Origin of the sequence: Pantoea sp. BJFS-204 (assembly GCF_049310725.1) — a bacterium.
Classification (GTDB): Bacteria; Pseudomonadota; Gammaproteobacteria; order Enterobacterales; family Enterobacteriaceae; genus Pantoea; species Pantoea agglomerans.
In genome coordinates, this window is sequence record NZ_JBMOWE010000003.1 from 158,803 (window position 1) to 178,457 (window position 19,655).

The 19,655-nt window shown below is 54.1% G+C and carries 15 protein-coding genes; 3 read left to right on the forward strand and 12 right to left on the reverse strand.

Annotated elements, in window-relative coordinates:
* Positions 1 to 65: 65 nt before the first annotated feature.
* From ACO6VX_RS11870 to tkt, 7 genes are all read right to left on the reverse strand, one after another.
* On the reverse strand, positions 66 to 788 hold the full coding sequence (locus tag ACO6VX_RS11870; RefSeq protein ID WP_187493104.1) for an oxidative stress defense protein: 723 nt from the start codon (positions 786 to 788) through the stop codon (positions 66 to 68).
* A gap of 143 nt (positions 789 to 931) precedes the next feature.
* Positions 932 to 1,555, reverse strand: a complete 624-nt coding sequence (argO, locus tag ACO6VX_RS11875; protein ID WP_010671062.1) for an arginine exporter ArgO — start codon at positions 1,553 to 1,555, stop codon at positions 932 to 934.
* A gap of 124 nt (positions 1,556 to 1,679) precedes the next feature.
* Positions 1,680 to 2,561, reverse strand: coding sequence for a small-conductance mechanosensitive channel MscS (gene mscS, locus ACO6VX_RS11880; RefSeq protein ID WP_022623840.1), 882 nt, complete (start codon positions 2,559 to 2,561; stop codon positions 1,680 to 1,682).
* Between the two features lie 190 nt (positions 2,562 to 2,751).
* Positions 2,752 to 3,831 (reverse strand): class II fructose-bisphosphate aldolase, encoded by a 1,080-nt coding sequence (gene fbaA / locus ACO6VX_RS11885; RefSeq protein ID WP_010248835.1) that lies wholly within the window; start codon positions 3,829 to 3,831, stop codon positions 2,752 to 2,754.
* 105 nt (positions 3,832 to 3,936) lie between these two features.
* Positions 3,937 to 5,100 carry a phosphoglycerate kinase gene (gene pgk, locus ACO6VX_RS11890; protein WP_010248837.1) on the reverse strand — a complete coding sequence of 388 codons (1,164 nt, stop codon included), beginning with the start codon at positions 5,098 to 5,100 and terminating at the stop codon, positions 3,937 to 3,939.
* Between the two features lie 51 nt (positions 5,101 to 5,151).
* Entirely contained in the window at positions 5,152 to 6,171 is a 1,020-nt protein-coding gene (gene epd, locus ACO6VX_RS11895) for an erythrose-4-phosphate dehydrogenase (RefSeq protein WP_010248839.1), read from the reverse strand.
* Positions 6,172 to 6,485: 314 nt separating this feature from the next.
* The gene (gene tkt, locus ACO6VX_RS11900) at positions 6,486 to 8,480 is read right to left on the reverse strand and encodes a transketolase (RefSeq protein WP_010248841.1); all 1,995 of its coding nucleotides are present in this window, start codon (positions 8,478 to 8,480) and stop codon (positions 6,486 to 6,488) included.
* Positions 8,481 to 8,751: 271 nt separating this feature from the next.
* Here tkt and ACO6VX_RS11905 point away from each other — a divergent pair, with 271 nt between their 5' ends.
* Entirely contained in the window at positions 8,752 to 9,507 is a 756-nt protein-coding gene (locus ACO6VX_RS11905) for a M48 family metallopeptidase (protein ID WP_010248843.1), read from the forward strand.
* Between the two features lie 55 nt (positions 9,508 to 9,562).
* Here the strand turns inward: ACO6VX_RS11905 and ACO6VX_RS11910 are convergent, their stop codons facing one another.
* The 3 genes from ACO6VX_RS11910 to speA all read right to left on the reverse strand — a co-directional run bounded on the left by ACO6VX_RS11910 (position 9,563) and on the right by speA (position 13,237).
* Positions 9,563 to 9,973, reverse strand: coding sequence for a YidB family protein (locus ACO6VX_RS11910; RefSeq protein ID WP_010248845.1), 411 nt, complete (start codon positions 9,971 to 9,973; stop codon positions 9,563 to 9,565).
* A 197-nt stretch (positions 9,974 to 10,170) separates the two neighbouring features.
* Positions 10,171 to 11,091, reverse strand: coding sequence for an agmatinase (gene speB, locus ACO6VX_RS11915; protein WP_010248847.1), 921 nt, complete (start codon positions 11,089 to 11,091; stop codon positions 10,171 to 10,173).
* Between the two features lie 169 nt (positions 11,092 to 11,260).
* Positions 11,261 to 13,237, reverse strand: a complete 1,977-nt coding sequence (gene speA, locus ACO6VX_RS11920) for a biosynthetic arginine decarboxylase (protein WP_010248849.1) — start codon at positions 13,235 to 13,237, stop codon at positions 11,261 to 11,263.
* Positions 13,238 to 14,080: 843 nt separating this feature from the next.
* Here speA and metK point away from each other — a divergent pair.
* Both metK and ACO6VX_RS11930 read left to right on the forward strand, forming a co-directional pair.
* Positions 14,081 to 15,232, forward strand: coding sequence for a methionine adenosyltransferase (gene metK / locus ACO6VX_RS11925; protein ID WP_010248851.1), 1,152 nt, complete (start codon positions 14,081 to 14,083; stop codon positions 15,230 to 15,232).
* A gap of 533 nt (positions 15,233 to 15,765) precedes the next feature.
* The gene (locus ACO6VX_RS11930) at positions 15,766 to 17,163 is read left to right on the forward strand and encodes a sugar porter family MFS transporter (protein WP_010248855.1); all 1,398 of its coding nucleotides are present in this window, start codon (positions 15,766 to 15,768) and stop codon (positions 17,161 to 17,163) included.
* An 81-nt stretch (positions 17,164 to 17,244) separates the two neighbouring features.
* Here the strand turns inward: ACO6VX_RS11930 and ACO6VX_RS11935 are convergent, their stop codons facing one another.
* Both ACO6VX_RS11935 and ACO6VX_RS11940 read right to left on the reverse strand, forming a co-directional pair.
* Complete coding sequence (locus ACO6VX_RS11935) at positions 17,245 to 18,477, reverse strand: O-antigen ligase family protein (RefSeq protein ID WP_089414926.1); 1,233 nt, start codon at positions 18,475 to 18,477, stop codon at positions 17,245 to 17,247.
* A 25-nt stretch (positions 18,478 to 18,502) separates the two neighbouring features.
* Positions 18,503 to 19,651 carry a glycosyltransferase gene (locus ACO6VX_RS11940; RefSeq protein ID WP_050482734.1) on the reverse strand — a complete coding sequence of 383 codons (1,149 nt, stop codon included), beginning with the start codon at positions 19,649 to 19,651 and terminating at the stop codon, positions 18,503 to 18,505.
* Positions 19,652 to 19,655 lie beyond the last annotated feature (4 nt).

A 19,655-nucleotide genomic window follows, 5' to 3' on the forward strand; every position in this document is an offset into this window, starting at 1 on the left:
TATTCATTGCGGTCAGATCCTGAGATTCATCGGCAGTCTTAACGGGGCATCAGCCCCGTTTTGCACTATGGCGTATTGGGCTTGATCTCAAACACCACATCAACCTGATCGTCAAAGTTGATGCTCTGCTGATCGTAGGTCTCCTGCGCCGAGGTATCTGCCGCTGCAGCCGCTTTATACATACGGTTCATCGGCATCGGCTGATAGTTAGCGACCTGATAACGAATGCTGTAGATCGATCCCAGCTTCGCGTTAAAGCCTTCAGCCAGCTGTGATGCCTGCTGAGTCGCATTTTTAATCGCTGCTTTACGCGCCTGCTCTTTGTAGCTCTCCGGATTTGCCACGCCTAACTCGACGCTACGCACCTCATTCAGACCGGACTTCAGCGCCCCGTCCAGCAGATCATTCAGCTTGTCCAGCTGACGCAGGGTTACCTGCACCTGACGCACCGCACGGTAGCCTTTCAGGACGGATTTACCCTCTTTGGTGTAATCGTACTCAGGCTGGGTGCTCAGGTTTGCCGCATCAATATCTTTCTTCTCAATGTCGTTTTTTTGCAGAAAATCGAAATATTGTGCAACCCGGCTATCCGCCTGCTTTTTCGCATCTGCGGCATCTTTTGACGACACGTTCACAACGATAGAGAGCGTGGCGATATCGGGACGGGCATCGACCGTTGCCTTGCCTGAGGTCACCACGTGTGGCCCGTTCGGTAACTCATCAGCGTGTACGCCAGGCAATGCCCCGGCGCTCATGATTGCGGCCAGAGCCAATGCTTTCAGTTTCATGAAAGTCCTCCTTGAAAAGGTACTATGACGGCTTCCAACCGGCGAAGCCCAACAGCGCATCGGTATGCGCCATGCTTTGAGTGGTCATTATGGCAAAAGTTCGGCCTCCGCGCGGCAATAACCGCACCGGATCGACGTTGCGATCAAAATCCGGCAATGCCCTGGCGCGCCAGTTGCAGGGCGATAAACCACATCACCGCGCCTACCAGCAGGTTAATGATGCGCTGGGCTTTGGCGGTGCGCAGGCGTGGTGACAGCCAGGCGGCCAGCAGCGCCAGACCAAAGAACCACAGGATCGACGCACTGATGGTGCCCAGCGCAAACCACTGACGCGCGGTGGTGGTCGGCAACTGACCGCCAAGACTGCCCAGCACCACAAAGGTATCGAGATAGACGTGCGGATTGAGCCAGGTCACTGCCAGCAGCGTCGCGATAATGCGTCCCCTGCTCTGCTTTAATGGCTCACCATCCGCCAGATCGGCGTCGCCGCGAAAAGCGCTACGCAGTGCGCCCCAGCCATACCACAACAGAAAGGCTACGCCCGCCCAGGTGATCACCATCAGCAGCAGTGGAGACTGGCTCAGCAAGGCACTGCCGCCAAAGATCCCACCGCAGATCAGCAGAATATCACTCAGCGAGCAGAGGGCCGCCGTCATCAGATGATACTGACGCTTCACGCCCTGATTCATCACAAAAGCGTTCTGCGGTCCCAGCGGCAGAATCAGCGCGGCGCCCAGGGCAAGCCCCTGAAAATAGAGAGATAACACAGGATTATTTCCTCACATCGTTAGAGGAGGAGAAGTATAAAGAGAGAGGATGATTAGCGGAAATTGAAAGAATTAATCTGCGATTAGCAAAATGAATGGGCGACAGACGCCGCCCACTTAAAGATTACTGTGGCTGAACCTGGGTTGCTTCTGCTTCAGGCGTCGGCTTCTGATGCAGATGCACATCCATCTGCGGATAAGGAATACCAATCCCTTTTCCATCCAGCGCACGCTTAAAGTTCTTCAGCAGATCCCAGTAAACGTCCTGCAGGTCGCCGCTATTGCTCCAGCAACGCACCACAAAGTTCATAGAGGAGGCTGCCAGTTCGTTAAGACCGATCTGGATACCTTTATCTTTCAGCACGCGGCTATCCGCTTCAACAACCTGTTGCAGTAAGGCGATCACTTCATCCACATCCGCCTCGTAAGCCACGCCAATGATAAATTCATTACGGCGAACCGGTTCACGCGAGAAGTTGACGATGTTCCCGCTGATGATCTTGCCGTTTGGCACCACCACGATTTTGCCGTCTGCCGTTCTCAGCGTGGTGGAGAAAATCTGCACATGCAGCACGGTTCCCATAACGCCGCCCAGATCGACGAACTCGCCGGTGCGAAACGGACGGAAGGTGACCAGCAGAACGCCTGCAGCAAGGTTAGAGAGTGACCCCTGCAGCGCCAGACCCACGGCCAGACCCGCAGCACCCAGCACGGCAATCACCGAGGCGGTCTGCACACCGATGCGTCCCAGCGCTGCGATAACGGTGAAGGCGATAACCCCATAGCGCACCAATGCGGAGAGGAAGTCCGCCACGGTAGCGTCTATGTGACGGGCGCGCAGCAGGCGATTTACGGCATTAGAAATGATACGGGCGATAATCATCCCGATAATAATGATGGCAATAGCTGCAACGATATTTACGGCATAGCTGATGATCAGCGCCTGATTGCGAACCAGCCAGTTACCTGCGTTGTTTAAGCCGTCGACGACGTGTAACTCTTCCATTAATAAGCCCTGTTGTTAGATTCCCACCGGGAATGAAAAAACTGCCAGATGACATCCGACACCCTGCCATCAAGGGTAATCAATTATCTCCTTAAGCGCCAAACCGACCGGCGTTTAACCCTGTTTTTCCAGAAATTGTGCATAAAAAAAGGCCCTTTCGGGCCTTTTTTGTACGGTAACGACTCTTCAGTTACAGCACGTCGACAGCGTTAAGCTCTTTGAAAGCCTGCTCCAGACGCACTACCATAGAGGCCTGGGCTGAACGCAGCCAGACGCGTGGGTCGTAGTATTTTTTGTTTGGCTTGTCAGCGCCTTCCGGGTTACCCAGCTGCGACTGCAGATAGCCCTCGTTCTTTTTGTAGTACTGCAGGATGCCGTCCCAGGTTGCCCATTGGGTATCGGTATCGATGTTCATCTTGATCACGCCGTAGCTGATAGACTCTTCGATTTCTGCAGCAGAAGAACCTGAACCGCCGTGGAAAACGAAGTCCAGCGCGTTGTGCGGCAGGCCATGTTTTTCACACACATATTTCTGCGAATCGCGCAGAATGGTTGGGGTCAGTTTCACGTTGCCTGGCTTGTAAACGCCGTGTACGTTACCGAATGAAGCCGCAATGGTGAAGCGCGGGCTGATAGCATTCAGTTTTTCGTACGCGTAGTTCACATCTTCTGGCTGGGTGTAGAGTGCAGATGCGTCCATGTGGCTGTTATCAACGCCATCTTCTTCACCACCGGTGCAGCCCAGTTCGATTTCCAGCGTCATGTCGAGTTTCGCCATGCGCGCCAGATATTTGCTGCTGATCTCGATGTTCTCTTCCAGTGACTCTTCTGACAGGTCGATCATGTGAGAAGAGAAGAGTGGCTTACCGTTTTTCTGGAAGTACTCTTCACCTGCGTCCAGCAGACCGTCGATCCATGGCAGCAGTTTCTTGGCACAGTGGTCAGTGTGCAGGATAACCGGCACGCCATACTGCTCAGCCATCAGGTGAACATGGTGCGCACCCGCGATAGCGCCGAAAATTGCCGCGCCCTGTGGTTTGTCAGTCTTGAAGCCTTTACCCGCGATAAATGCAGCACCGCCGTTAGAGAACTGGATGATGATTGGCGCTTTAACTTTCGCCGCTGCTTCCAGTGCCGCATTGATGGAGTCAGTGCCGACGCAGTTTACGGCTGGCAGTGCGAATTTGTTCTCTTTCGCAACTTTGAAGATCTTCTGTACGTCATCACCAGTGACAACGCCGGGTTTTACGAAATCAAAAATTTTAGACATGATTGTGTCCTGTTTCGTGACCGTTGTTCCCCTTGAGGAACGTCGATTTAAACGCCCAGACGGGCAAGACTTCAGGCGATGCCGCCAGGCATCGCCCCCAAAGGATTACTGCTTCGCACGCTCTTCCAGCATGGCAACTGCAGGCAGTTTTTTGCCTTCCACGAACTCAAGGAACGCGCCGCCGCCGGTAGAGATGTAGGAAATTTTGTCTTCAATGCCGAACAGGTCGATAGCCGCTAAGGTATCGCCGCCGCCTGCAACAGAGAAGGCATCGCTGTCTGCAATGGCGTTAGCCACGATCTCGGTGCCTTTACGGAAATTAGGGAACTCAAACACGCCCACCGGGCCGTTCCACAGGATGGTTTTAGCATCCTTCAGGATGGCAGCCATCGCCTGTGCGGTTTCATCACCAAAGTCCATAATCTCTTCGTTATCCGCAACTTCCGAAACCTTTTTCACAGTAGCGGTCGCAGTTTCAGAGAATTCTGTGCCAACGCGTGAATCAGTTGGAACCGGAATACCGTGCTGATCGCGCAGGCCTTTAGCCGCTTCAACGAAATCTGGCTCATACAGGGATTTGCCGACGTTGTTGTCGATAGCGACGAAGGTGTTGGCAATGCCGCCGCCCACAATCACGGTGTCCGCGATTTTGACCAGAGATTGCAGCACGTCAAATTTGGTAGAGACTTTTGAGCCCCCTACCACAGCCACCAGCGGACGCTCCGGGTTGCTCATGACTTTACCCAGCGCTTCCAGTTCTGCAGAGAGCAGCGGGCCAGCACAGGCGATAGGGGCAAATTTGCCGACGCCGTGGGTAGAAGCCTGTGCGCGGTGCGCGGTACCAAAGGCGTCCATCACAAAGACGTCGCACAGAGCAGCATATTTTTTAGACAGTGCTTCGTCATCTTTCTTTTCGCCTTTGTTAAAGCGAACGTTTTCCAGCACAACCAGTTCGCCAGCGCCGACTTCAACGCCATCGAGGTAATCTTTTGCCAGGGTCACGGTGGTGCCGCTAAGCTTGTCTTTCAGGTAGTTAACTACCGGCAGCAGCGAGAACTCTTCATTGTATTCACCTTCGGTCGGACGACCCAGGTGAGAGGTAACCATTACTTTCGCGCCCTGTTTCAACGCCGCTTCAATGGTTGGCAGAGAAGCACGGATACGTGCATCAGACGTCACTTTACCTTCTTTAACCGGTACGTTCAGATCGGCACGGATCAGAACGCGTTTACCAGCCAGATCCAGATCGGTCATCTTAATTACAGACATGGTGAATCCTCTCGTTGATTCTCATAAGTTTTGCCAGACGCATACCGCGTCTTACCTGAAACCGCTTGCGGCCATCGCTAACGTCGTGTCGAGCATTCGGTTAGCAAAGCCCCATTCGTTGTCACACCAGACCAGGGTCTTGATAAGGTGTTGACCGCTGACCCGCGTTTGTGTTCCGTCCACAATGGCACTGTGCGGATCATGGTTAAAATCTACTGAGACTAACGGTAATTCCGTATAGTCAACTATACCACGAAATGTCCCTTCTGCCGCGCTTCGCAACAGGGTGTTAACTTCACACGCCGTCACCGCCTGATGCACAGAAACGCTGAGATCAATGGCCGTCACGTTAATCGTCGGGACGCGAACGGCTATCGCCTCGAAGCGATCGTTGAATTTCGGAAAAATACGGGTAATGCCTGCCGCCAGGCGAGTGTCCACCGGAATGATCGACTGACTGGCTGCACGCGTACGGCGCAGATCGCTGTGATAGGCGTCGATCACCTGCTGATCGTGCATCGCCGAGTGGATCGTGGTGACGGTGCCGGATTCGATACCAAACGCATCATCCAGCAGTTTAATCACCGGGATAATGCAGTTAGTGGTACAGGAAGCGTTGGAGACGATGCGGTCACTGGCGGTGAGTAACTGCTGGTTAACGCCATACACCACTGTGGCGTCGAGATCGTTTCCGCCGGGATGAGAGAACAGCACTTTTTTGGCGCCAGCCTGAAGATGCGCTTCGCCATCAGCGCGTGAGCCATAGACGCCGGTGCAGTCCAGCACCACATCCACGTCGAGTTCACGCCACGGCAGATCGGCAATGGCTGCACGGTGCAAAATGCGCAGGGTATCGCCACCCACCCACATTACATCGCGCTCCTGGCGGACATCGAAAGCAAAACGGCCATGGCTGGTATCGTATTTCAGCAGATGCGCCATACCGGTGGCTTCTGCCAGCTCGTTAATCGCGACCACGGTGATCTCTGCACGTCGGCCCGTTTCATACAGCGCGCGCAGGACGTTGCGTCCAATCCGGCCAAAACCATTTATCGCTACCCGTACCGTCATTTCTCTCCTGCCACGTCAGACTGAAAAAAACGTGCCGTTAGCCTGAGCGTTTCACTGCATTTTGTACAGGAGATTCTTACCCGGCATTGTCCGAAACCAGGGCGATTTGCCTGGCGACTGAAACGGTTCAGCTACAATAATAGAAGGAAGGAATAACAGGAATGATTGTGATCAATCTGGCTGCTTAAATTTGGATCTGTGTCACAAATTAAGGCAAAAGGCGGTTATTACTGCAGGAATAAAAAAATAAAAGGGACGAAAATCTCGTCCCTCTGTTTTTACAGCCGGGCGGGAACAGGCCCGCCTGACCGGTTTTACGCCAGCAGCGCTTTCGCTTTCGCGACGACGTTGTCGACGGTAAAGCCAAACAGTTCGAACAGCTGATCGGCAGGTGCAGATTCGCCGAAGCTGGTCATGCCCACGATAGCGCCGTTCAGGCCGGTGTATTTGAACCAGTAATCAGCGATGCCCGCTTCGATTGCGACGCGGGCGCTGACCGCTTTTGGCAGCACGGATTCACGGTACTCATCACTCTGCTTGTCGAAGGCATCCGTTGATGGCATAGAGACCACGCGCACTTTGCGGCCTTCGCTGGTGAGTTTGTCCCAGGCACCGACAGCCAGCTCAACTTCGGAACCGGTGGCGATCAGGATCAGCTCAGGCGTGCCATCGCAATCTTTCAGCACGTAACCGCCGCGCGCTACGTTAGCCAGCTGTGCCGTGTCACGATCCTGCTGCGCCAGGTTCTGACGGGAGAAGATCAGCGCAGTCGGGCCATCTTTACGCTCAATGGCATATTTCCACGCCACCGCGGATTCAACCTGGTCACATGGACGCCACAGGCTCATGTTTGGCGTGGTGCGCAGGCTCGCCATCTGTTCAACCGGCTGGTGCGTCGGGCCATCTTCGCCCAGACCGATAGAGTCGTGGGTGTAGACCATGATCTGACGGATCTTCATCAGTGCCGCCATACGCGCTGCGTTACGCGCATATTCAACAAACATCAGGAAGGTCGCGGTGTAAGGCAGGAAGCCGCCGTGCAGCGCCAGGCCATTGGCGATTGCGGTCATACCGAACTCACGCACGCCGTAGTGGATGTAGTTACCCGCAGCATCTTCGTTGATCGGCTTAGAGCCAGACCAGATTGTCAGGTTGCTGGGTGCCAGATCGGCTGAGCCGCCCAGGTATTCCGGCAGAATTTTACCGAAAGCTTCAATAGCATTCTGTGAGGCTTTACGGCTGGCGATCTTCGCCGGGTTCGCCTGCAGCTGCTCAACGAACTTCTGCGACTCTTCCTGCCAGTTAGCTGGCAGTTCGTTGCTGACGCGGCGTTTAAACTCGGCAGCCAGTTCAGGATGAGCCTGTGCGTAAGCGGCGAATTTCTCATTCCATGCAGACTCTTTCGCCTGGCCCGCTTCTTTCGCGTCCCACTCAGCGTAGATATCAGAAGGAATAACGAACGGCGCGTGGGTCCAGCCCAGCTGTTTGCGGGTCAGTGCAACTTCATCATCACCCAGCGGTGCGCCGTGTGAATCATGGGTACCGGCTTTGTTCGGTGAACCAAAACCGATAACGGTTTTGCACATCAGCAGGGAAGGCTTGTCGCTGACGCTTTTCGCTTCCTCGATCGCTTTCGCAATCGCATCCGCATCGTGACCATCGACGCCGCGCACCACGTGCCAGCCATAAGCTTCAAAGCGCTTAGCGGTGTCGTCGGTGAACCAGCCATCAATGTGACCGTCGATAGAGATACCGTTGTCATCATAAAACGCCACCAGTTTGCCCAGCTTCAGCGTACCGGCCAGTGAGCAGACTTCGTGCGAGATACCTTCCATCATGCAGCCATCACCCATGAAGACATAGGTGTTGTGGTCTACGATGTCATGACCCGGACGGTTGAACTGTGCTGCCAGCGTGCGCTCAGCAATGGCAAAACCGACTGCGTTAGCGATGCCCTGCCCCAGCGGACCGGTAGTGGTTTCAACGCCCACGGTGTAGCCATATTCCGGGTGACCTGGAGTTTTTGAGTGCAGCTGACGGAAGTTTTCCAGTTCGCTCAGGGGCAGATCGTAGCCGGTCAGGTGCAACAGGCTATAGATCAGCATTGAGCCGTGACCGTTAGAGAGCACGAAACGGTCGCGGTCCGCCCACAGCGGGTTGGTTGGGTTGTGGTTCAGGTAGCCGCGCCAGAGTACTTCAGCGATGTCCGCCATGCCCATTGGGGCACCCGGATGTCCCGATTTCGCTTTCTGTACTGCATCCATACTTAACGCACGAATGGCGTTGGCAAGCTCTTTACGAGAGGGCATTTTCTACTCCAGGTCGGATTAATGCTTCGCACCTTAACTTATTGTTATTAATGAGTTACCGGGCAAAACAAGGAAAAAGTTGCCCATCAATGTACATGAGAAACGGGGCAAAAGTACATGCTGTAAAACGCTAAATGCAGCCGCTTCGTATGGCTTTTCCAGCCATATCTGCTAGCAAAGTGCAGACTGGCACGCTATAACCAAATCGTTTATTCACCTGTCTGAGTTTCAGGTGTTTGTTTTTCTTACCTTGTTATGAATGGGATACAGCATGAAAATCAAAAAAATGGTGTTAGCGCTTGGACTGACCACGCTGCTCAGTGGCTGTCAGGGTTTAGACAACAATGCGCTGATGCAGTCGGGCGCGCAGGCGTATCAGGCTTATACCCTCAGCGACGATCAGGTAAAACAGCTGAGCGATAAATCCTGTGAGCAGATGGACAAAGATAATCAGATTGCGCCTGCTAACAGTGATTATCAGCAGCGTCTGAACAAGATCGCGGCGGCGCTGGGCGATAACATCAACGGTGTACCGGCTAACTACAAGGTTTATCAGACCAAAGATGTCAACGCCTGGGCGATGGCAAATGGCTGTATTCGTGTTTACAGCGGTCTGATGGATATGATGACTGACAATGAAGTGGAAGGCGTGCTGGGTCATGAGATGGGTCACGTCGCGTTAGGTCATACGCGCAAGGCAATGCAACTGGCATATGCCACAACCGCGGCCCGCACCGCAGCCGCCTCGGTTGGCGGCGTGATTGGTTCACTGTCGCAGTCGCAGCTGGGTGAAATGGGTGAAAAACTGGTGAATGCGCAGTTCTCCCAGACGCAGGAGTCACAGGCGGATGACTTCTCCTATGATCTGATGAAGAAGCGCAATATCGATCCAATGGGCCTGGCCACCAGCTTTGAAAAGCTGGCGAAGATGGAACAGGGACGTCAGAGTTCGATGTTTGACTCACATCCCGCCTCTGAAGCGCGCGCCGCGCATATTCGTGAGAGAATTGCAGCCGACAGTAAGTAATCCCGCCTCTGAGCGCGCATGCATCCGGCGTGCGCGCTTAGCCGTGCGAAGTCCGCTAGCGCTTAAATATCTGATCCACCATCGAGCCCAGATCCAGCTTGTTGTCATGCAGCGCCTGTTCATCCATGTGTCCCTGCGGCGACATTTTATCAATCAGCTGCGGCAATAGCGCGGCCAGCGTACCCGATGCACCTTTCACATCGGTGCCGAGTTTGTCGGCCAGTGACTGCAGTTCATCCTGACCAAAAGCAGACTGAATCTCACTGTGGCCAACCGGATGGTTATCGCCGGTGCCGATCCAGGAACCAAACACCTCACCCAGCCCGCCCTGCTGGAATTTTTGCAGCAGCACTTCAATACCGCCCTGCTCCTGCACCCAATGCCAGACAGCCTGTAACTGTCCCGGCGGATGCCCTTCACTCTGGTTGCCATCCAGTGCGCCAGCCAGTTCATCAAGAAAGCCCATGATTATCTCCACTACGCCATTTTTACGCTGTAAGTTTAGTTGCAGATAGGGGTTCGCGCCTGACGGTTACCCGTCGGGGTCAGAAGGGAATCGATCGGATCATGGCAAAGAGAGGAAGATCACAGCAGCGGCGTCCGCCCGACGGACAGGACGCCGCGTTCAGCGCCTGCCGGACTGAAGCCGGCAGGCAGCAGGCATCAGCCTTTGTTTACAGCCTGAACATGCAGCATATCCAGCGCCAGCGTAGCCGCTGCCAGTGCCGTCAGATCAGCATGATCGTAACCCGGTGCGACTTCCACCAGATCCATGCCGACAATGTTCATGCCCTGCAGGCCACGGATCAGCTTGGTCGCTTTATCGGTGGTCAGCCCGCCAATCACCGGCGTGCCGGTGCCAGGTGCATGCGCCGGATCCAGACAGTCGATATCGAAGGTCAGATAGACCGGCAGATCGCCGACGGTGCGTTTCACTTCGGCGAGGATATCGTCAACGCTGCGGTCATTGACCTGCGCCGCATCCAGCACGTTGAAGCCCAGGCTCTTGTCGAATTCGGTACGGATACCAATCTGCACTGAGTGCTGCGGATCGATCAGACCCTCTTTCGGCGCGGTAAAGAACATGGTGCCGTGGTCGAAGGTCGGGCCGTTGGAGTAGGTGTCGGTATGCGCATCAAAGTGCACCAGCGCCATCTTGCCGAAGTGTTTTGCATGGGCGCGCAGCAGTGGCAGTGTGACGTAGTGGTCGCCGCCAAAGGTCATCATGCGCTTGCCATTGGCCAGCAGTTTTTCAGCATGGGCCTGCAATTTGTCGGAGAGATCCTGCGAATCACCGAAGGCGTAAACCAGATCGCCGCAATCGACGACGTTCAGACGCTGACGCAGGTCGAAATCCCACGGCCAGCGGCAGCCTTCCCAGGCCAGATTGGTGGAGATCTGGCGAATCGCGCCCGGACCCAGGCGGCTGCCCGGACGACCCGAGGTCGCGGCATCAAACGGCACGCCGGTGATAACCCATTCGGCGTCGCTGTCGTAAGGCTGAAAATTCAGCGGAAAACGCATGAAACCAAAGGCGTTAGAAACCAGGGAGTTGTCGTACTGATTGCCAAGCGTGTTATACATAATTGCTCTCTCTATGTGCGTAAGTCGGGCCAGCCCGCAAACCATTAAGGTTGAGATGAAAAAAATCCCCTCCGCGTCGTTAGGCCCGACGAGGAAGGGATTGAGTGAGTCAGATTATCGACATAGTTAACGGCAACTGCAATATGCGATTACCGGTCGCCAGGATCGATTATTCATCTTCTAAATAGGTATAGCCGTAGAGGCCGCTCTCGAACTCTTCCAGGAACTGCGCGCGCAGCTCTTCGTCGAGATCGGATGCCTGAACCTGATTGCGGAACAGCGCCATCAGCTCGTTGGGATCAAGCTGCACGTAACGCAGCATATCCGCTACGGTGTCGCCTTCATCGGAGAGTTGCACTTCCACATCGCCATTTTCGCGTGCGTAGACATCCACCGCTTCGGTGTCACCAAACAGGTTATGCATGTTGCCCAGAATTTCCTGGTAAGCACCCACCATAAAGAAGCCCAGCATGGGTGGGTTATCAAGGTCATATTCCGGCATCGGCATGGTCGTCGCGATACCGTCGCCATCCACGTAGTGATCGATGGTGCCATCGGAGTCACAGGTGATGTCGAGCAGCACGGCACGGCGCTCCGGCTTCTTGTTCAGCCCTTCCAGCGGCAGTACCGGGAACAGCTGATCGATACCCCACGCATCCGGCATTGACTGGAACAGCGAGAAGTTAACGTAAATCTTATCCGCCATCCGCTCCTGCAGTTCGTCGATGATTGGACGGTGTGCACGGTTGCTCGGATCGAGATGCTGCTGAATATAGTGGCAGATGCTCAGATAGAGCTGCTCAGCCCATGAACGCTGCTTGAGATCGTAGGTGCCTGACGAGTAGCCGGTATGGATATCAAACAGATCCATCTGGCTGTCATGCAGCCATTCACGCAGCGAACGGCGGGTACTTGGCTCGTGCATCTCCTGCCAGGTTTCCCACATGCTGAGGATCGGGCGCGGCGCATCCGCATCCGGCGTTTCAGGTTCGCTGAACTCGTTGCGCTCCACACCAATGATGTTGGAGACCAGCACCGTGTGGTGCGCGGTTACCGCACGGCCCGACTCGGTGATCACCGTCGGATGCTCCAGACCGTGCTCATCACAGGCAGCACCAATCGCCCAGATTACGTTGTTGGCATACTCATTCAGGCCGTAGTTGACCGAGCAGTCAGACTGCGAGCGCGTTCCTTCGTAATCGACGCCCAGACCGCCGCCGACGTCGAAACATTTGATGTTGACGCCCAGCTTGGCCAGTTCGACATAGAAGCGCGCCGACTCACGCACGCCGGTAGCGATGTCGCGGATGTTGGACATCTGCGAGCCCAGATGGAAATGCAGCAGCTGCAGGCTGTCGATGCGACCCGCTTCGCGCATGATCTCAACCAGTTTCAGCACCTGGGTGGCTGACAGGCCAAACTTCGACTTTTCGCCGCCGCTCGACTGCCATTTACCGGAGCCCTGCGAAGCCAGACGCGCACGGATACCAAGACGCGGCACCACATTCAGACGCTCTGCTTCTTCCAGCACCAGCCGCACTTCGGTCATCTTCTCCAGCACCAGATAGACCTTATGGCCCATCTTCTCACCGATCAGCGCCAGACGAATATATTCGCGATCTTTATAGCCGTTACAGACGATCACCGAACGGGTCTGACCGGCGTGCGCCAGCACCGCCATCAGCTCGGCTTTTGAGCCCGCTTCCAGTCCCAGCGGTTCGCCGGAGTGGATCAGGGACTCAATCACGCGTTTGTGCTGGTTAACTTTAATCGGGTAAACCAGGAAGTAGTCGCCTTTGTAACCGTAGGATTCACGCGCACGTTTAAAGGCGGCGTTAATGGAACGCAGACGATGTTGCAGGATCTGCGGGAAGCAGAATAAAGCAGGCAGACGCTGGCCCTGCGCTTCGCGCTCTTTGACCAGACGAGCTAAATCGACGCGCACGTCAGGACGATCCGGATCGGGACAGACACTGATGTGGCCCAGTTCGTTAACGTCGTAATAGTTGTTGCCCCACCAGGCGATGTTGTACGTACGCAACATTTTGCTCGCATCCTGATCGTTCATTGCAACCTCCTGCATGGAGCGGAGTGTACCCTGTTCGCCAGCTGACGAACCTTTGATATTCTTCATGTCGTCAGACATCGCGAACCTCAATTTTCCGTTGAAAGATGAAACTGTTAACCGGCTTTATGGCCGCTAATCTGAAAACCTGTTGCCACATTAAACGCAATGTCCTGTTCACCTGACGTTGCCGTCAGCGCGATTCACGCATGAGAGTTAAGTGTAAAACACCCGGGCCATCTCCGTTTAAACAGAGAACATTTAACTGATCTGTATTGACCATGGATAACCTGCGTCGTTCCGCTGCGCGTGCGCAGAGAAGAGACAAAACCGATCGAGCAGAGATAAAGATTAGCCTGCGCCTGTGTCGGTAAAATTACCGCATCGGACATCGCGTCGGCAGGAAAGAGAAACAGATGGGAGGCAGGAGAGAGCCAGCGCAGCGCCGCAGCGCAGAGAACCGGAAGAAGAAAAAGCGTGGTTCATTACTTGTATCACCTCCGCATATGCCAGGGGCACATGGAAAACAACCTGGGTGAAAGCCAGACCAGAGTCTGACAGGCGCGACGCAAACAGTGGCGTCATCCTTGCTGCTGCTATCAAAGCAGCGGCGTTTTATACAGTTTACAGCCCTAAAATGCAAAAATATTATCGGGGAATTGCGTGTAGCGTCAGCAAATTATGCCGATAACAGAGACAGGTTAAATGCTGAAACAGAAAAAGGGCTGGTAATTGGTTTACCCTCTATCCTAAAATAGCCGTCCAGATGGTTTTCCATCTAAACAGGTTACTATCCAGGCGGTGTTGGCCTGCTTTGCTGACACAACCTCACTGCTCGCGGCTTTGCCTGAAGGGGCGTCAGGTCAGACCACCTCACTGGCGCTATGCAGTCGTACTCAAACCATATTTAAGGTAAAGAACAGAATGGCTAAACACCTTTTTACGTCCGAGTCTGTATCAGAAGGACATCCCGATAAAATCGCCGACCAGATCTCCGATGCTGTGCTGGATGCGATCCTTGAACAGGATCCTAAAGCGCGCGTGGCCTGCGAAACCTACGTTAAAACCGGTATGGTGCTGGTTGGCGGTGAAATCACCACCAGCGCCTGGGTTGATATCGAAGAGATCACCCGTAAAACCGTACGTGAAATCGGCTATGTCCATTCCGATATGGGCTTTGACGCCAACTCCTGCGCGGTATTAAGCGCGATTGGTAAACAGTCTCAGGATATCAATCAGGGCGTTGACCGTACCGATCCGCTGGAACAGGGCGCGGGCGACCAGGGCCTGATGTTCGGCTATGCCACTAACGAAACAGACGTGCTGATGCCTGCGCCGGTGACCTATGCGCACCGTCTGGTACAGCGTCAGGCTGAAGTGCGTAAAAATGGCACCCTGCCGTGGCTGCGTCCGGATGCCAAGAGCCAGGTCACTTTCCAGTATGACGATGGCAAAATCGTGGGCATCGATGCAGTTGTGCTCTCTACCCAGCACGCTGAATCCATCAGCCAGAAAGATCTGCAGGAAGCAGTGATGGAAGAGATCATCAAGCCGGTTCTGCCTGCAGAGTGGCTGAGCGCCTCGACCAAATATCACATCAACCCAACCGGTCGCTTTGTGATCGGCGGCCCGATGGGCGATTGCGGTCTGACCGGTCGTAAAATCATCGTAGACACCTACGGCGGTATGGCACGTCATGGTGGCGGTGCGTTCTCGGGTAAAGATCCATCTAAAGTTGACCGCTCTGCAGCCTATGCGGCACGTTACGTGGCGAAAAACATCGTAGCGGCCGGCCTGGCTGACCGTTGTGAAATCCAGGTCTCCTACGCTATCGGCGTGGCTGAACCCACTTCTATCATGGTGGAAACCTTCGGCACCGAGAAAATCTCTACCGAACAGCTGACGCTGCTGGTGCGCGAATTCTTCGACCTGCGTCCATATGGTCTGATCCAGATGCTGGATCTGCTGCACCCAATCTATAAAGAGACCGCAGCTTACGGCCACTTTGGTCGTGAACATTTCCCATGGGAAAAAACCGACAAAGCTGCCCTGCTGCGTGAAGCGGCTGGCCTGTAAGGTTACCGACTGCAGATAAAAACCCTGCCACTACGGCAGGGTTTTTTATTGCCTTTTCAGCCCCATTGCTAACCGGAGCAATTTTGCTCCCGCTACCCTTCTGAACGACAGGCCAGCGCAAATTCTGGTGAGCGCGTGACGACAAAAAAACGCATCTGCCCGACATCTTCTTCTCTCTGCAGCAAATTTTCAGTTCTCAGCTACACTTCTTTTCGCTTTTTCTGACGACTAAATGTTAACGATTACAAATTGAAATGCTTTGTTTATCCGATATTTAGGAATTAACGCACGTAGTTATTCTGCTGAAAATGCGTTATTTTCAGCGTCGTCTGATAGCCAGTAAATAGAGCATTGTCAGAAACTTAATGAGTGCTATACCTCACTGGTTAATTAATCTTTCCGGGAAAAATATGCTGAATTTCAGGGTTTCAGCGTGTGTAAGCGATTACACTGATGTGATCAGGCTCACTTTTTTCCCGCAAAAGGTTTTTTAACATTGATAAAAACAATGATGGATAAACCTGGAGGCTAAAATGCCTGGCAATACACACAAAAGCAGAACTTCAAATAAGGCGATGACCTTATTTGTCTGCTTTCTGGCGGCCCTTGCGGGTCTGCTGTTCGGTCTGGATATCGGCGTTATCGCCGGTGCTCTGCCGTTTATCGCAAAGGACTTTAACGTCACCCCTCATCAGCAGGAGTGGATCGTCAGTTCCATGATGTTTGGTGCGGCGGTCGGTGCTATCGGCAGCGGCTGGATGTCATCCCGCCTGGGCCGTAAAAAAAGCCTGATGGCCGGTGCGATTCTGTTCGTTATCGGTTCACTCTGGTCGGCGATGTCGCCAAACCCGGAAATGCTGATCAGCGCCCGCGTTCTGCTGGGTCTGGCAGTCGGTATCGCCTCTTATACTGCCCCGCTTTATCTTTCTGAGATCGCTCCGGAAAAAATTCGCGGCAGTATGATTTCGCTTTATCAGCTGATGATCACCATCGGTATTCTTGGTGCTTACCTGTCCGATACGGCGTTCAGCTTTACCGGTAACTGGCGCTGGATGCTGGGCATCATCACTATTCCGGCACTGTTGCTGCTGGTCGGCGTTTTCTTCCTGCCAAACAGCCCACGCTGGCTGGCGGCACGAGGCAACTTCCGCGATGCACAACGCGTACTGGATCGTCTGCGTGACACCAGCGAGCAGGCAAAACGTGAGCTGGAAGAGATCCGTGAAAGCCTGAAGATCAAACAGTCTGGCTGGGGTCTGTTCACCAGCAGCAGCCACTTCCGTCGTGCGGTCTATCTCGGCATCCTGCTGCAGGTAATGCAGCAGTTTACCGGCATGAACGTCATCATGTACTACGCGCCAAAAATCTTTGAAATCGCGGGCTTCACCAACACCACCCAGCAGATGTGGGGCACGGTGATTGTGGGTCTGGTTAACGTACTGGCGACCTTTATTGCCATTGGCCTGGTGGATCGCTGGGGTCGTAAACCTACTCTGATTCTGGGCTTTATGGTGATGGCAGCCGGTATGGGCGTTCTGGGTACGATGCTGCACTTCGGCATTCACTCGCCGGGCGCACAGTACTTTGCGGTAGGTATGCTGCTGATGTTCATCATCGGTTTTGCGATGTCAGCCGGTCCGTTGATCTGGGTACTCTGTTCCGAAATTCAGCCGCTGAAAGGCCGCGATTTCGGTATCACTGTCTCCACCACCACCAACTGGATCGCGAACATGATCGTAGGTGCGACCTTCCTGACGATGCTGAATACGCTGGGCAATGCGAACACCTTCTGGGTCTACGCACTGCTTAACCTGTTCTTCATTCTGCTGACGGTGATGCTGATCCCTGAGACCAAAAACGTCTCGCTGGAACACATCGAACGTAACCTGATGGCAGGTAAAAAACTGCGCGACATCGGTTCACGCGACTAACTTTACCCGGTAAAAAACGCGGTAAAAAAAACGGCGGGGTTTCCAGAGAAACCCCGCCGTTTTTATTTGTTCAACGCCCCACTACGCTGTGGTTACCCGCGTTACCGGCAGGGGCCGCCGTATGCAGCAGAGCGCCAGTGCCATAATGAAAATGGTCGCGGTCTGATTATAGGGCAGCACCGAATCGGTCAGTCCGGTGGTAAATAGCGCCACCATCGGCAGCGCCACGCCGCGCAGATCACACTTCTTCATCCAGCCCGCCAGCACAGTCAGATAGAGCAGCGCCAGCGACGCCGTACCCAGCCAGCCCTGCAATGACGTCACCTCGAGGAACTCGTTGTGCATGTTGTATTTAACGTTGGTGAAGCCTTCAACATTGAGAGGATAGTGCGCAGTGATGAACTGACGCGCCTCAGTGGTGCGCGCATCCGGCGTCGCAAAACCGCCATGGTGCTCAATAAAGTTGACCGCCCCGCCCCAGATGGCGACACGTGCGCCCAGCGAGGTCGAACTGTTTGAACCAAAGTTCTCAATATCCTGCACCCCCTCCACCCAGCGGTTGCTGGTCATCAGAATCAGTACCGCCATTACGCCCACCAGCAGAGCGCTAATCCGCCAGTTGGTCAGCAGCGACAGCCGGTAGGTCTGCACCAGGAACAGCAGCCCCACGGCAATCAGCGCAATCAGGGTCACACGGGTGCCGCACAGGTAGAGCAAGGCAAAGGTCACTGCCAGCACAGCGATATCGGCAACCTTCCAGTAAGCGTGCGTCTCATAGCGGCTTAGCCACAGCCAGGCACAGTAGATAAACAGAATCATGTAGGAGGACATGGAGGCGGCTTCGGTGGTGAGCTTGATGCGGATATTCTCAGTGTAGAGATGCTCGTGGATACCAAAGCCCAGCGTAATCAGCAGGCCAAGAAGGATGAGCCCTTTTCCGACGCGTAGCGTAGTCAGGGAGACACGATCCCCATAAACAGCCAGACTGAGCAGCACAAAGGCACCCATCAACAGCCGCTTCGCGCCCAGCAGATAGTTGCCCATATTAGTGATGGCATCGCCTGAGGGCGCGGTTTCGATCCCCTTCACGTGAATCGCCCAGAACAGTCGAATCAGGGCAAAGATAATCAGCACAGCAAACAGGGCGATATAAAAACCGTTCTCTTTAAAGTCCACCCGCCTGCGCACCAGGCCATACAGCACGGACGCGATAGAGAGATAAGAGACCAGATAAAATATTTTTTGCGGCAGGCCGGTAACAAACATATTCAGTGACAGCGCCAGGCAGAGCGCAATAACTGAAAAATTAACCATTAACGTTAATCCATTGCGACTGATTTTATTCGTCATGCTTAACCTCAGTAAGGCGGTTAAACACACTCATCAGGTGCTTCATATAATTTTCCTCATAAAAACCGGTGATGCTCGCTTTAATAGCCTGATGATCGGGGAAGTGGAAACCCCCGCTCATAGCGTTGAGAATCGCGGCCAGCGCCATGCTGTCATGGGTGGGATAGAGCTGACCATTAATACCGTTCTGAATAATTTCCGCCGGGCCGCTGATACAGTCGGATGAAACACAGTAGACGCCGCGCGACATCGCCTCCAGCAGGATCAGCGGGAAGCCTTCGAAGTTAGAGGTCATGACCAGGCAGGTGACCTGTCTGATATGGCGGATGACATACTCCCAGGCATTCTCCTGCCAGCCATGCCAGGTGATGCGATCCTGAATGCCGAGTTGCGTCACGTAGTGCTGACATTGCGTCAGATCTTCCCCGTCACCCACTATCTCCAGCGTCCAGGGCGCATCCAGCTGCTGCAGGGCATCAAACAGATCTTTAAGCTGTTTCTGCCGCTGATAATGGACGCGACCAATATAGAGAAACTTCAGCGCCTGGGGTCTGCCGATTACCGTGTCATTGCGTTTGATCGGGTTATAGATCACGTCAACGTCAGTGGCGCGTGCGCCCAGTTCCACCAGCTGCTCTTTAATCTGATTACTGATCGCAAAATGGTGATCGGCCCGCAACAGATAATGGGGACGATAACGTTCACGCGGAGGCAGGTGCATCCAGCTCGACAATACGATTTTACGTCCTGAAAGCGTGATTGCCCGGCGCGTCATCAGGCAGGGAATGGTGTTGAGGGTCAGGACATGATCGGGCTGATAACGACGAAAGAAGGCAGCCATTCTCAGCGTATGAATAAGATTTTTTATTTTCTTATTCCGCAGCGTGCAGACGCTCTCAGCCAGAACAGCATTGGCGGTCCAGGCGCGGGAGTGGCTCTCCTCTCCGCTGTTGATAATAAACAGCCCTGCTTCGGTACCGGGTTCCGCATTCAGGGCCGTGATCAACTGACCGGTCACATTTTCCATCCCACCACGACCGGCCATCAGATCCGTCACCAGCACAATCCGTTGTTTCCTGACGTTATCATTATTTTTCATTGGTTTATCCATGCCCTGTGCCGTTCGCTTTTCATCCATCCAC

Bases quoted from the DNA above. Each gene is read 5' to 3' on its own strand.
- ACO6VX_RS11870 (WP_187493104.1), bottom strand. From the start codon at position 788: ATGAAACTGAAAGCATTGGCTCTGGCCGCAATCATGAGCGCCGGGGCA.
- mscS (WP_022623840.1), bottom strand. From the start codon at position 2,561: ATGGAAGAGTTACACGTCGTCGACGGCTTAAACAACGCAGGTAACTGG.
- fbaA (WP_010248835.1), bottom strand. From the start codon at position 3,831: ATGTCTAAAATTTTTGATTTCGTAAAACCCGGCGTTGTCACTGGTGAT.
- pgk (WP_010248837.1), bottom strand. From the start codon at position 5,100: ATGTCTGTAATTAAGATGACCGATCTGGATCTGGCTGGTAAACGCGTT.
- epd (WP_010248839.1), bottom strand. From the start codon at position 6,171: ATGACGGTACGGGTAGCGATAAATGGTTTTGGCCGGATTGGACGCAAC.
- tkt (WP_010248841.1), bottom strand. From the start codon at position 8,480: ATGCCCTCTCGTAAAGAGCTTGCCAACGCCATTCGTGCGTTAAGTATG.
- ACO6VX_RS11905 (WP_010248843.1), top strand. From the start codon at position 8,752: ATGAAAATCAAAAAAATGGTGTTAGCGCTTGGACTGACCACGCTGCTC.
- ACO6VX_RS11910 (WP_010248845.1), bottom strand. From the start codon at position 9,973: ATGGGCTTTCTTGATGAACTGGCTGGCGCACTGGATGGCAACCAGAGT.
- speB (WP_010248847.1), bottom strand. From the start codon at position 11,091: ATGTATAACACGCTTGGCAATCAGTACGACAACTCCCTGGTTTCTAAC.
- speA (WP_010248849.1), bottom strand. From the start codon at position 13,237: ATGTCTGACGACATGAAGAATATCAAAGGTTCGTCAGCTGGCGAACAG.
- metK (WP_010248851.1), top strand. From the start codon at position 14,081: ATGGCTAAACACCTTTTTACGTCCGAGTCTGTATCAGAAGGACATCCC.
- ACO6VX_RS11930 (WP_010248855.1), top strand. From the start codon at position 15,766: ATGCCTGGCAATACACACAAAAGCAGAACTTCAAATAAGGCGATGACC.
- ACO6VX_RS11935 (WP_089414926.1), bottom strand. From the start codon at position 18,477: ATGGTTAATTTTTCAGTTATTGCGCTCTGCCTGGCGCTGTCACTGAAT.
- ACO6VX_RS11940 (WP_050482734.1), bottom strand. From the start codon at position 19,651: ATGGATGAAAAGCGAACGGCACAGGGCATGGATAAACCAATGAAAAAT.